Annotated in this window: 9 protein-coding genes; 8 read left to right on the top strand and 1 reads right to left on the bottom strand. The window is 61.6% G+C overall.

The features are described 5' to 3' along the window. Positions 1-229 precede the first annotated feature (229 nt). The 8 genes from speB to AB4Z15_RS17485 all read left to right on the top strand — a co-directional run bounded on the left by speB (position 230) and on the right by AB4Z15_RS17485 (position 11,113). The gene (gene speB, locus AB4Z15_RS17520) at positions 230-1,300 is read left to right on the top strand and encodes an agmatinase (protein ID WP_442018300.1); all 1,071 of its coding nucleotides are present in this window, start codon (positions 230-232) and stop codon (positions 1,298-1,300) included. Next, a complete protein-coding gene (locus tag AB4Z15_RS17515; protein ID WP_442018299.1) occupies positions 1,297-3,000 on the top strand; it encodes a thiamine pyrophosphate-binding protein in 1,704 nt (567 codons plus the stop codon). Before speB ends, AB4Z15_RS17515 begins: the two co-directional genes overlap by 4 nt. Before the next feature lie 134 nt (positions 3,001-3,134). Next, positions 3,135-3,617, top strand: a complete 483-nt coding sequence (locus tag AB4Z15_RS17510) for a MarR family winged helix-turn-helix transcriptional regulator (protein ID WP_442005847.1) — start codon at positions 3,135-3,137, stop codon at positions 3,615-3,617. Between the two features lie 9 nt (positions 3,618-3,626). Then, positions 3,627-5,723, top strand: a complete 2,097-nt coding sequence (locus tag AB4Z15_RS17505) for an MFS transporter (protein WP_442018298.1) — start codon at positions 3,627-3,629, stop codon at positions 5,721-5,723. Positions 5,724-6,036: 313 nt separating this feature from the next. After that, the gene (locus AB4Z15_RS17500) at positions 6,037-7,770 is read left to right on the top strand and encodes an ABC transporter ATP-binding protein (protein ID WP_442018297.1); all 1,734 of its coding nucleotides are present in this window, start codon (positions 6,037-6,039) and stop codon (positions 7,768-7,770) included. Then, complete coding sequence (locus AB4Z15_RS17495; RefSeq protein WP_442018296.1) at positions 7,767-9,845, top strand: ABC transporter ATP-binding protein; 2,079 nt, start codon at positions 7,767-7,769, stop codon at positions 9,843-9,845. Before AB4Z15_RS17500 ends, AB4Z15_RS17495 begins: the two co-directional genes overlap by 4 nt. A gap of 74 nt (positions 9,846-9,919) precedes the next feature. After that, on the top strand, positions 9,920-10,336 hold the full coding sequence (locus AB4Z15_RS17490; RefSeq protein WP_442018324.1) for an acyl-CoA thioesterase: 417 nt from the start codon (positions 9,920-9,922) through the stop codon (positions 10,334-10,336). A gap of 9 nt (positions 10,337-10,345) precedes the next feature. Beyond that, a complete protein-coding gene (locus AB4Z15_RS17485; RefSeq protein ID WP_442018295.1) occupies positions 10,346-11,113 on the top strand; it encodes a copper homeostasis protein CutC in 768 nt (255 codons plus the stop codon). Positions 11,114-11,160: 47 nt separating this feature from the next. Here AB4Z15_RS17485 and AB4Z15_RS17480 read toward each other — a convergent pair whose 3' ends face one another. Further along, complete coding sequence (locus AB4Z15_RS17480; RefSeq protein ID WP_442018294.1) at positions 11,161-13,749, bottom strand: GH32 C-terminal domain-containing protein; 2,589 nt, start codon at positions 13,747-13,749, stop codon at positions 11,161-11,163. Between the last annotated feature and the right edge of the window lie 59 nt (positions 13,750-13,808).

Here is a 13,808-nt window from a genome sequence, read left to right as displayed (position 1 = left end):
TGTCCTTTCGGGCAGCAGTGTGCTGCTTAGGCAAGGAGCGTATGGCCGCCGTCAGCGGCTCAACCCCGGTTTTTATGAAATCTTTACGCCTCATGTGACCGGCATCTCACATGAGCTCACCGACAGAAGCAACTTGTAAACAGCTGATGCGTATTAGGAAACTTTGAGTGTATGATGGGTGTCACAGTTACTGATTCATCTCGACCTATCCACTAAGGAGTGGCGCATTTTGGAAGAGCTCCGTATTGAAGCCAACGGGAACCTCGGTCCCATCGATTCATCCCGCATCCCGCGCTACGCCGGTGCCGCCACCTATGCCCGCCTGCCCCGCTTGGACCAGGTATCCAAAGCTGACGTCACGGTTGTTGGCGTGCCCTTTGACTCCGGTGTTTCCTACCGGCCCGGCGCCCGCTTTGGCGCGAACCATGTGCGTGAGGCCAGCCGTCTGCTGCGTCCGTACAACCCTGCCTGGGACGTCAGCCCCTTCGAGAACATCCAAGTGGCAGATGCTGGTGACATGGCGGTGAACCCGTTCAACATCAACGAGGCCATCGAGACAATCCAGCAGAACGCCCTGGACCTCACGGCCAACGGCAGCAAGCTCGTCACCCTGGGTGGCGACCACACCATCGCCCTTCCGCTCCTGAGGGCAGCAGCAGAGCGCGCCGGTGAGCCGGTGGCCATGCTCCACTTCGACGCACACCTGGACACCTGGGACACCTACTTTGGCGCTGAATACACGCACGGTACGCCGTTCCGCCGTGCCGTGGAAGAAGGCATCCTGGACACGGAGGCAATCAGCCATGTGGGTACGCGCGGTCCTCTGTATGGCAAGAAAGACCTCGACGACGACCACCGCTTTGGCTTCGGAATCGTCACCTCCGCGGACGTCTACTACCAGGGCGTCCTGGAGACGGTGGCCAAGATTCGCGACCGCATCGGGAACCGTCCGCTGTACATTTCTGTGGACATCGACGTCCTGGATCCGGCACACGCGCCCGGCACCGGTACCCCCGAAGCCGGCGGCATCACCAGCCGTGAACTGCTCGAGATCATCCGTGGTTTCCGTGGCATGAACCTCATCGGTGCCGACATCGTGGAAGTTGCCCCGGCTTATGACCACGCCGAAATCACGGGCGTTGCCGGCAGCCACGTTGCTTATGAACTGGTAACCCTCATGGCAGACAACGCCGTGGAAGGTGATGGTCACGGCGCGCCGAACGGCTACGCCCAGCAGGCTCTCGGTGCACGAATCGCAGAACTCGCCCAGGCAACCGGCACGACTGGAGAGACGCGATGATCGATTTCGATCCGGGCACTGCCGCGCCCACCAAGGGCACTGATCAGCGCAACGGTGGGGACCTCGTCGTCGAGACCCTCGAAGCGCTTGGCGCGAAGACTGTCTTTGGTATCCCGGGCCAGCACGCGTTGGGTCTCTTTGACGCCATGGGCCGCGGCAACCTGCACTTCGTGTCTTCGCGAGTGGAGAACAATTCGGCATTCGCAGCTGATGGCTACTCCCGCGCAACCGGCGAAGTGGGCGTGCTGTTCCTGTCCACCGGTCCCGGCGCGCTGACGTCCCTTGCTGGTTTGCAGGAGGCCTACGCCACCGGTGTTCCGATGGTGGTTGTTGCCAGCCAGATTCCGCTTGAGGGCCTTGGCGCTCGCCGCAAGGGCATGCTGCACCAGCTGGATGACCAGAAGGCTTCGGCTGCGAATGTCACCAAGAGCCAGCGCCTGATCCAGCATGCCTCGGGCATCCCATCGGCCATCCAGGACGCTTGGACCGAGGCGATTTCCTCACCACAGGGCCCCGTATGGATCGAGATCCCGCAGAACGTCCTGCTGGATCCGATCATGGTCCCGCCGGTGGAGGACGCGCTCGCCGAGGCCGCGGACAACCCGCCGCGCGTCGAGCTGATTCGCGAGGCCGTGAAGTGGCTTTCGACGGCGGAACGTCCGGCGATCATCGCAGGTGGCGGTACGCGCCGTGGCCGGGCTGAGAAGTCGCTGTTCTCCATTGCCGAGCAGCTGCGCGCTCCCGTCATCTGCACCCCTGGCGGCAACGGAGCGTTTCCGTGGAAGCATGAGTTGTCCCTGCAGTCGTGGATCGAGGACCGGTACATGACCGATGTCCTGGAAGATGCCGACGTACTCATCGTCATCGGTTCGTCCCTGGGTGAAGTGACCTCCAATTACTTCACGTTCGAACCCCGCGGCCGCATCATCCAGATCGACGCCGAACCCCGCGTCCTCGAATCCAACCGGCCCGGTCTGGGCATCCGCGCCGACGCCGGGCAGGCCCTCGCAGCCTTGGATGAAGCGCTCTCGGCGGCAGGAGCAGCGGATAAGGCAACGCGCTCCTGGCATGGCACCACCCCGGAAGACCTGGTGAAGGAATCCCTGGCTAAGGTGAAGGCCCGCCTGGAATCGCAGGACCTCGCCAAGGAACTGAAGTTCATGGCCGATATCCGGGAAGCTGTTCCCGCCGACATGCAGACCTTTTGGGACATGACCATCTCCGCTTACTGGGGATGGAGCTGCTGGGACGCCCGCGAGGGCCAGTTCCATTCCGCGCAGGGTGCTGGCGGCCTGGGCTACGGATTCCCCGCCGCAATTGGCGGTGCCGTGGGACTGGAAACCACCGGCAAACCCGGAAGGGTGCTGGCTGTTTCCGGTGACGGTTCCTCCATGTACTCCATCTCCGAACTTGCCACGGCGAAGCAGCACAACATCCCGGTCACCTGGCTGATCGTGGACGACGGCGGCTACGGCATCCTCCGCGAATACATGGTGGGCGCTTTCGGCAAGGCCACGGCCACCGAGCTTGCACGACCGGATTTCGTGAAGCTGGCCGAGTCCTTCGGTGTTCCGGCCCGCCGGGTGGCACCGGAGGAAGTGGAGGACGCTCTCAAGGAGTCCTTCGAAGCTGACGGCCCCAACGTCGTCGTGGTTGAGACGCTGCTGAAGATGTTCGGCCCCACCCATCTGGACCACTAAGTACCCAGGATCAAGCCCCGCACGCTATCCGTGCGGGGCTTGATGCTTTTAAGGGTCCAGTCGCTTCTTTAGTTTCCCAAAGCAATCAATATGAGCTATAGTTGCTCTAGGCAAACAAAAAAGGGGTGTTTTCCATGTCCGTCGGTTCTGCCACAGCAACCGATCTTGTGCATCAAATATTCGACCTCCAGCGCACTCTGCGCTGCGTGGTAACCGCCCACATGGCCCGCGTTCCCGACGTCGGGATGGCGGTCCAAGGCGTCATGCGCTTTATCGGCGAGGGGGAGACCCGGGCAACAGCACTGGCTGCGCGCCTGGGTGTCAGCGCGCCGGTCCTGAGCAGGCATGTCGCTGAACTCGAGGAACTTGGCTTCGTCGCCAGGCGGCCTGATCCGGCGGACGGCAGGGCCCAGCTCCTTGCTTTGACGGAGGATGGCGCGGCGAAGCTGCGCGACTTCGAAGAACAACGCAGCGTGAGGCTGCGGGATTACCTGGCGGATTGGAGCGAGGCTGACGCCCTCGAGGCCTCCCAGGTCATCAACAAACTCACCACGTCCCTCAAGGACTCAATCCGGGCAACGGCGGCCGGCTCCACTACGACGACTCACACAGCTTAGGAGCCACGCATGGCCACACCAATTCAAAATGCCGCCCTGGGGAATACCGCAGCACCCATGACCCACCGGCAAATCATGGAAGCCCTCACAGGTCTTCTCGCTGCCTTCTTCACCGCAATCCTCAGCAGCACAATCGTCGCCAATGCGCTGCCAACCATCATGTCCGAACTCAAGGGCACGCAAACTGACTTCGCCTGGGTCATCACCGCCGCTTTGCTGGCGAACGCAGCCACTACACCCATCTGGGGAAAGCTCGCTGACCTCTTCGACAAGAAGCTCCTGGTTCAGCTGAGCATCATTATCTTCGTGGCTGGTTCCGTCATGGCCGGCTTGTCCGAGACGATTCCGCTTCTGCTTACTGCGCGTGTCATTCAAGGCATCGCCATGGGTGGCCTCACCGCCCTGGCCCAGGCAATCATCGGTTCCATGATCCCGCCGCGGGATCGTGGTAAGTACTCCGGCTACATGGGTGCCGTGATGGCGGTGGGCACTGCCGGCGGCCCGCTGCTGGGTGGTTTCATTGTGGACAGCCCGCTCGGCTGGCGCTGGACCTTCTTCGTCTGCGTGCCACTGGCTGTGATTGCGCTCATTTTGCTTCAGGTGACCCTGAAGATCCAGCACATCAAGCGTCCTGCCAAGATCGACTGGCTCGGCTCCATCCTGCTGACCTCCGGCGTAAGCCTGCTCCTGATCTGGGTTTCCTTCGCCGGCAACCCGGACTACTACGACTGGTTCTCCTGGCAGTCAGCCCTCATGGTGGGCGGCGGCGTAGTGCTGCTGGCGTTGCTGGTGCTGGTGGAAACCAAGGTTGCCCAGCCGATCATTCCGCTCAAGATCATCTCCGAGCGCACCACGGCACTTGCCATCATCGCGTCGATCGCGGTCGGTATCGCCATGTTCGGATCCTCTACGTTCCTCGGCCAGTACTTCCAGGTTGCCCGTGGAGCCACACCCACTGAGGCTGGCCTGTTGACGCTGCCAATGATCGCCGGCAACCTCATTGGTTCTGTGGCATCGGGCGTCCTGATCAGCCGCTTTGGCAAATGGAAGCGGTTCCTGATCGCAGGCTCCGTGCTCCTGATCGGCGGCCTCGCCTTCGCCGGCACCATGGACCACACCACTGAACTGTGGATCGTTGCCATCTACACCGGTGTGTTCGGCCTCGGCTTGGGCATGCTCATGCAGAACCTGGTGCTCGCCGTGCAGAACACGGTCCAGGCCAAGGACATTGGAACGGCCAGTGCCTCGGTGGCCTTCTTCCGCTCTGTGGGTGGCGCAATCGGTGTGTCCGTCCTTGGTGCCATCATGTCCAACCACGTGAAGGACCTGGCCGTTCAAGGGATGGCCGCCGCCGGTATTCCGGTTCAAGGTGGCGGGTCTGGTGCCAGCATGGACCTGGCCGACATGCCCGCGCCCATCGCTGAGATCATGCGGGCGGCTTACGGCGATGCCACCGCCCAGATCTTCCTGATCTCCGCGATCATCAGCGTCGTGGCACTCCTGGCCGTGCTCTTCATCAAGGAACGCCCGCTGCGGCGCACTGTCGATGCGGCACCGGAGAAGGAACTCGTGGCGACGGCGTCCGGAGATGCTGCCATGTCCCTGGATACCACTTCCCTGGATGCCGCTTCCTTGGATACCGCTGACGCCGGCGTCGCTCAGGTTGGGAAGCCCGACGACGGCGCACGCCGCTTGGGTGCCGAGCCCGTCGTTTCAGGCAGCGGCCGTCAGGTTCCGGCGGGGGAGCGTCAGGGTCCGACCACGGACTCCGGTTCCGATCTTGACCTCGAATTCGCGCGGATCCTGACCCAGGAACGCCCCCAGTCAACTGCCGACGTCAAGGAATTGCAGGAACAACTGTCCCGCACCCAGTACGTCCTGGCCGAACAGCAATTGCAGCTCAGCCGGGCCAACGTTGAACTGCAGGCCCGATTGCGGGAGCAGCAGACGGTCGCGGAGCAGCAGGCACGCACTGCCAACGAACTGTCCGCACTCCGTAAGGAACTCAAGCGCGAACGCAGACAGCAGGAACGCATGGCGTTGATGCTCCTCCAAGGCGTCCAAGCGCAGGAAGCACGTTCAGACCACGGCAAGCACGCAGGCTAAACACCACAGATCCTGTCCATGTTCGAAACTCCTGGCCTACCCCCGGGGCTGGGCGAACGAGGGCGGGGCGAACGAGGGCGGGACCGAAGCGCCGGCTGGGTGACCAGCCGGCGTTTTTGTTGCCTGCAGCGGCTGGTCCAGCCTGCGCCAGCGGGAGCACATCCGACACGGGAAATACTCCGCTGGGATGATCTTTTCCCTAGGTTGTTTCGCCGAGGCAACGGATTTCGTAGAGTAGGGAGGCTAATACTGTCAGCCCCTGCTGCAAGACTTCTCTTACTTCATTCACGCACTCTTTCTAAGGACCGTGGGCATGCTTGTCACCCTTATACGGCGCTACTCCAAGCCGTATTTGCCGCAGATAGTGGCCGTCCTCATATTCCAGTTGGCGTCCACCATTGCCACGCTCTACCTCCCAAGCCTCAACGCCAAAATCATTGATGAGGGAGTCTCCCGCGGCGACACCGACTTCATTTGGCGGACCGGCGCGCTGATGCTCGCCGTCGCACTGGCTCAGGTGCTCACCGCCGTCGCGGCCGTCTACTTCGGTGCGCGGACAGCGATGGCGATCGGCCGGGACCTCCGGCGCAGCGTCTACCGCCAAGTGAGCAGTTTTTCCGCCCAGGACGTGAACCGCTTTGGTGCTCCTACGCTGATCACCCGCGGCACCAACGATGTCCAGCAGGTCCAGATGCTGGTGCTGATGGGCCTGAACTTCATGGTCTCCACACCCATCATGTGCGTGGGTGGCATCATCATGGCCCTCCGCGAGGACCTCAGCCTGTCCTGGTTGGTCTGGGTTTCCGTGCCCCTCCTGGTGGCAGTCGTGGGCTACCTCGTGGTTCGCCTGATGCCGCTGTTCCGTTCAATGCAGACCAAGATCGACGCCATCAACGGTGTGCTGCGCGAGCAAATCATTGGTATCCGGGTTGTCCGTGCCTTTGTGCGCGAACCCTATGAGGCCAAGCGTTTCGGTGACGCCAACCAGGACCTCACCGCCGTCTCCGTGAAGATCGGCAATCTCTTTGTCCTGATGTTCCCGGCCATCGGCATGATCCTGCACCTCTCTACTGCGGCGGTGCTGTGGTTCGGCGGTCAGCGTGTGGACTCCGGCGACATGCAGGTAGGTTCCCTGACTGCTTTCCTTCAATACCTCCTCCAGATCCTGATGGCAGTCATGATGGGAACCTTCATGGCCATGATGATTCCCCGTGCTTCCGTCTGTGCAGACCGAATCGGCGAGGTGCTGGACGTGGAGCCTTCAATCCACAACCCGACATCCCCCGTGGTTCCGGCCGAAAAGAAGGGACGCGTGGAGTTCCGCGACGTCACCTTCAAGTACCCCGGAGCCGAGGCGCCGGTGCTGAGCAACATTTCCTTCACCGCTGAGCCGGGCAAGACCCTTGCGATCATCGGTTCCACGGGCGCAGGCAAGACCACCCTGGTCTCCCTGCTCCCGCGGCTTTACGATGTCGCCTCAGGTGATGTCCTGCTCGACGGCGTCCCAGTCACCGAACTGGACGCGTCGGAGATCACCAGCCGCGTCTCGGCCGTGCCGCAGAAGCCGTATCTTTTCTCCGGGACCATCGAGCACAACCTGCGCTTTGGCAAGCCCGAGGCCACCGACGAGGAACTCTGGGAGGCGCTGGAGACCGCGCAGGCCAAGGGCTTCGTTGAGGAAAAGTCATCCGGCCTGAACCGGCGGATCGCCCAGGGCGGCACCAATGTGTCCGGCGGCCAGCGCCAGCGCCTTTCCATTGCAAGGGCCCTGGTCACCAAGCCGAATGTCTATCTGTTTGACGATTCTTTCTCAGCCTTGGACGTTGCCACAGATGCCAGGCTCCGGAAGGCCTTGAAGGCCAAGACACGTGACGCCACGGTCATCATCGTTGCCCAACGCGTCTCGACCATTGCCGATGCGGACGAGATCCTGGTTCTGGATAACGGCCGGATCGTGGACCGCGGAACGCACGACGAACTGCTGGAAACCTCGCCTACCTACCAGGAAATCGTTGAATCCCAGCTGAGTGTAGAGGAAGTCGCATGAGCGAGCAGAACCAGCAGAAGAAGCGTGGCTGGGCTGCCAAGGCAGAGGCCGCGAAGAATGCCCAGGCTAAAGACGAGGCAGACGTGGCAACCGAGGCACTTGATGACGACGACTTCGTAGAGGAGGAGTACGTCCCTTCGGAAGCCGATGGCGGTATGTTCGGCGATGTTCCCGCCAAGAAAGCCAAGGAGTTCTGGCCATCGGCCAAGCGACTCATGGGCTTGTTGAAGCCTGAGAGTGTGGGCGTCTATATCGTGATCGGCCTTGTGGTGGTCTCGGTGGTCCTGAATGTGATTGCACCCAAGATTCTGGGCAGTGCCATGGACGTGATCTTCGGCGGCGTCATGGGCAAGCAGCTCCCGCCGGGAGTCTCCCAGGAACAGTTCGTGGAGCTCATGCGCCAGCAAGGCCAAGAGAACTTTGCGGACATGGTCTCCAAGATGGAACTCACCAACGGGATCAATTTCCCCAAGCTGACGTTCCTCATTTCGATCGTGCTCTTGATGTACTTTGTGGCCAACATCTTCCTGTGGGCGCAGGGCTGGCTGCTCAACAGGATCGTCATGCGCGTCATTAAGAAGCTCCGTAATGACGTCCAGGAAAAGCTCAACAGGCTCCCGCTGAACTACTTCGACACTCGCCAGCGCGGCGACATCCTGTCCCGCGTTACGAACGACGTCGACAACGTCCAGCAGGGACTGCAGCAGGCGTTCGCACAGTTGGTCAGCTCGGTGCTTACGGTGCTGGGCATCACGGTGATGATGTTCATCGTGTCCTGGGAACTGGCACTGATCGCACTGATCGCGCTGCCACTCTCCGGTGTCATGGCCGGCGTCATTGGTGCCAGGAGCCAGAAGCTCTTCGCTGCACAGTGGAAGAACACCGGCTCGCTCAATGGCCAGATCGAGGAATCATTCTCCGGGCATGACCTGGTCAAGGTGTTTGGCCGTGATGCTGACATGCTGGTGCGCTTCGATGAACGCAATGAGGCCCTGTACAAGGCGTCGTTCGGTGCCCAGTTTGTTTCCGGCGTAATTTTCCCGGCCATGAACTTCGTGTCCTACCTGTCCTATGTCGGCATTGCAGTGGTGGGCGGCCTGCGGGTTGCCTCAGGTTCGATGAGCCTTGGCGATGCCACGGCATTCATCCAGTACTCGCGGGAATTCACCCAGCCGCTCGGCCAGATCGCCGGCATGGCCAACATGCTGCAGTCCGGTGTGGCCTCGGCCGAGCGCGTTTTCGAATTCCTGGACGCCGACGAAGAAGTTGAAGAGACCGGTACCCGCCACCTGCCTGCAAAGACCGATGGCCACGTGGAGTTCGAGCACGTCTCCTTCAGCTATGTGGAGGACAAGCCCCTCATCGAGGACCTGTCCTTCAGCGCGGAGCCTGGCCACACCGTGGCGATCGTCGGACCCACCGGGGCCGGAAAGACCACCCTGGTGAACCTGGTAATGCGCTTCTACGAGCTCAATGCCGGACGCATCACCTTGGACGGCGTGGACATCAAGGACCTCAGCCGCTCCGAGCTGCGGTCCAAGGTGGGCATGGTGCTGCAGGATGCCTGGCTCTTCGGCGGGACCATCTACGACAACATCAAGTACGGCAACCTGGACGCCACCGAGGCACAAATCATGGAAGCGGCCAAGGCCACTTACGTGGACCGCTTCGTCCGGGCCCTCCCGGACGGCTACCAGACGATCATCGACGAAGAAGGCAATAACGTCAGTGCAGGTGAGAAGCAGCTCATCACCATCGCACGTGCTTTCGTCTCCGATCCGTCACTGTTGATCCTTGATGAAGCTACGAGCTCGGTGGATACCCGTACTGAGCTGCTGCTGCAGAAGGCCATGGCCGCCCTCCGCACGGACCGCACGAGCTTCGTGATCGCGCACCGTTTGTCCACTATCCGCGACGCCGATACGATCCTGGTGATGGAGAACGGGCAGATCGTGGAGCAGGGCAACCACAACCAGCTGCTGGTGCTCCAAGGCGCCTACTACCGCCTCTACATGTCCCAGTTTGCCGGTGAGGAAGAGACCGCCGTGGATGATTCGACGGCGGTGCACAGCTGAGCGCGGATTCCCTGAGCACCGGGGTGCAAGCCCAGAATTCCGTGGCACCCCAGCGCATTGAGGTACTCGTACCCATGCGCTGGGGTGACATGGATGCGTATGGGCATATCAACAATGTGCAGATTGTACGGATGCTGGAAGAAGCCCGAATTGCGGCCTTCGGACCACCACGAGGTGCTGGCCTTCCAGGGGTAGAACCACCGGCTGCCCTCTTCAATGATGTTGAAGAGGGCACCATGACGTTGGTAGTGGAGCACAAAGTCCGGTACGTGCGGACGTTGGAATACCGCAACATCCCGGCAGTGGTGGAGATTTGGGTTGGCGTCGTCAAGGGGGCCAGCTTTGATCTTCACTACGTCATCAAGGACCCCGTCACAAGGGAAGACTGCGTCAAGGCCGTTACACACCTGGCCTTCGTGGCGGAAGCTACCGGGAGGGTCCTCAGGCTCACTGCGGACCAGAAGGAAAAGCTGGAGCGTTACCGCGCGTAGAGTTTCACCATGAAACTTGAAATCGCCGTGGTGAGCGCGGCGGGCGCCGGTACGGCCGCGTCCGAGGGTGCCGATCGGGTTGAGCTCTGCAGCAGCCTGGAACTTGGTGGCATCACACCGAGCCAAGGACTCATGGAAGCCAGCATTGAACACGTTGCCGGGCGCCTTGAGATCCATCCGCTCGTGAGATGCCGTCCCGGCGATTTCCACTACTCCGCCTCGGATGTGGACACCATGGTGCACGAAGTACGTCACCTGCTGGCTCAGGGCGCCCACGGCATAGTCGTGGGCGCCCTGACCGCAGAGGGCGACATCGATGTTCACGCGGTCCAACGCCTGGTGGATTCTGCCCGGCAGGGCAACCCTGAAGCGCAGTTGACCTTCCATCGAGCGATCGACCAATCACGGGACCCGTTGGCCACCCTTGATCACTTGCTTGAACTCGGCTTCACCCGGGTACTCACGTCTGGCCACGAGGCCACAGCAGGTGCAGGCATTGCCAACCTTTCCGAGATGGTGGAGCGGGCCGGGGGAGCCTTGGAGATCATGGCCGGCGGCGGACTGAAGCTTGGTGACATCCCGGCGATGCACGCGGCCGGCCTCTCGGCCGTTCATATGTCCGCCAAAAGAACCGTCTCCACATTGGGGCAAAGAACCTTGTCCCTGGGTGCGCAGGACGTTGCCGACACCACTGCCTATACCGTCACCGACCGGGAAACGGTCCGCATGGCGAGGGCGGAGATCAACGCGCTGGAACTCGGTGCTCCTCCCGAATAGCTCCAGTCCGTCATAGCTTCCACGGCCGAAGAGTTTCCACTGCCGGGTCAGCCGCCCCACATTGCCTGGTTCAGGGGAGTTACCGCCAGGCTTTCGAGCCGCGCCGTTCCTCCTTCTGAGAAGACCGAGATATGGGTCGCCCCAGCGCTTGGAAAGACCTGATCCGTGATGGTGGTCAGGCCGTCCTGGGCGAAGAGCTCCACGGATGCACGGTCCACATACAGGCGCAGGCGAAGCCGGCCATTGATCAACTCCACCCGCGGGTCCTCTACTGAACTGAAGGCTGGATGGAATCCTTCGTTGCCTGAGTTGGTCCTGTCGACGGCAAGCCGTTTCGTGGACGGGGCGTAGGCGATCCGGGTCGCTTCGGTTCCGTTGTCGAGGACTTTCAGGCCAAACGCCGACGCCGTTCCCGGCGAGAATTCGGCGTCGATCTGGACTACGTCACCGGTGATGGGCAATGTGGTTGTTCCCGGCGAGACGTCCTGGGCCGGCGCCGTGTACGCTGCTGCCGTGTTCTTCAAGGCATCGGCTTGGGACACCACCTGCTGCCGCAGCCGCGGGCCCTCGGACGTCTGTGTAAGGACGACTTCACGCGGCAACGCCATGGTTCCGCGCCACGTGCTGGTGGGAGTGTCCTGGCCGTAGTCCCAGTTGTTCATCCAGCCCAGCATGATGCGTTTGCCGTCTGGAGCATTGTTGAAGGACACCGTGGCGTAGTAGTCCCTGCCCCAGTCCAGCCAATCATGCTGCTCGAGGTGGGAGGCATCCGAGGAAACGAATTCGTCGGCGAGGATGTGTCCCCAACCGCCGCGGTTGTTGTCCACGATCTTGATCGTGGCCTGGCTACCCGTGTAGGCGCTCACGTCCCAGGCTTTCCACTCCAGATGTTCGGAGTCGCTGCCGGTGGCTGTGCGGACTGTTTGACCATTGACCACGAGGTTCACGGTGGTTTCAGCACTTCTGGGCTTCGCCAACTCCGAACCCAACACCATGTTGTCCAGTGTCAGATGGCCCCATGGCCCGGTTGCGTTGTCCACAACCCGGATGCGGGCGATTTGGCCGTACCAGGGGGAAACGTCCCAGTTCTGCCAGTTCAGGTCGCCCGAATTGGTCCCCGTTGAGGTGCGCACCGGCACTCCTCCCACCAGCAGCTCAACCTGGAGCCCTCCGTTGGTGCGGCTGCCGCCGCCCAGGAGGAAGCCGATGTTGGTGTTGGTCAGGTAAAACTCGGGGGAAGTGATGGTGCCGACATTGTTGTCCTGGTTCGGGCCGCCTTCGAAGGTGTTGATCCGTTTCCCGATGGCGAATTCACCGCCCGACGTCGAGGGATTCAGTGCCGCTTGGAAGTCGCCGGTGAGCTGCCAGCCGGCCTGCGTGAGGGTCCCTGGGTAGTCGAAGCCGTCGAACAGCAGGTAGCCAGGAGGGGCCTGGTTTCCCGACTGTTTCCCGGCTTCCTGCGGGTGTTTTCCGCCGCCGACGAGGAAGTTGAGGTAGTCCTTGTCCAGTGTGAAGGGTGCTGATTCCATGGTGCCCACGGGAGCATCTCCACCGTGGAAGCCGTTAACCAGCCCGGCTCCGATGGTGCCAGTAACCGCCATTTGACCTGAAAGACTTCCTGAGGCGGGGGCGCTTCCCCAGGGCCCGGAACTGTTTGAAGGATCGTTCTGGACGTTCCAGCCGCTGTAGTTGCCACTGTTGAATCCGGCAAGGACGTTTCCGGGAGGAAGTTGGCTGGCGGGATCGATGTTCTCAGCAGTGAAGGACGTGCCGTTGAAGGTTCCGACGAAGTATTGTCCGCCGCTGCCGCCGGCGACGGCTCCAGGGTTGATGTTCACGGACAGGACCCACTTGACGTTATTCGGGTCTCCGTCAACCGCTAGGGGGAACAGATCAGGGCATTCCCACTGGCCGCCTGTTGCATTTGCGGGACCGAAGTCATCCAGATAGTTCCATTGCTTGAGGTCGTTGCTCTTATAGAAGAGGACGCGGTGTTCGTCGGCTTCGACAGCTGCCATGACCCAGTAATCCGGACCAGTGGGGGAGTCGTACCAGAAGACTTTGGGGTCGCGGAAGCTGGAGGTGTTCCTGCTCAGGACCGGGTTGTTGCCGTACTTGGTCCAGGTTTGTCCGTCGTCAGTGCTGAACGCCAGTGACTGCGCTTGCTTACCGGCGAGGGTGGGGTGGGCCGCAGTGTAATTGCTCGTGTAGATGGCCACCAACGGTGGATTTTGGAGGGTCCCGAGTCCGCTGGTGTTCTGCGTGTCCACCACTACGGATCCGGAGAAGATTTCCTCGATGACCTGGCCGGATCCGTTGAAACCCCGTGGAATGGCGAGTGGTTGTTCCTCCCAGTGGATCAGGTCAGTGGAGGAAGCGTGGCCCCAGCTCATGTTCCCCCAACGTGTTCCGTTGGGGTTGTACTGGTAATACATGTGGTATTTCCCGTTGTGGAAGACGAGCCCGTTGGGATCGTTCATCCAGTCCGCTTCCGGCGTGTAGTGCAGGTAAGGCCGGTATTGCTGGGTGGCCGGGTCCGGGTCGGTGGCCTGGGCGGTGGCGGCAACGGAGAATGAGGCAGCGGTGAGAGCCACGGCCGCCCCGATCGAGATGAGGGCTTTGGTGCGTCTTGTCATCGTTGACAGACCTTTCGTCAAGGGCTTGCGTTGCAGGATGACGACGGCGGACCCGCCTC

The sequence above is a fragment of the Paenarthrobacter sp. 2TAF44 genome (genome assembly GCF_052114885.1).
Lineage (GTDB): Bacteria > Actinomycetota > Actinomycetes > Actinomycetales > Micrococcaceae > Arthrobacter.
This window is presented reverse-complemented; position numbering and strand designations above follow the sequence as displayed.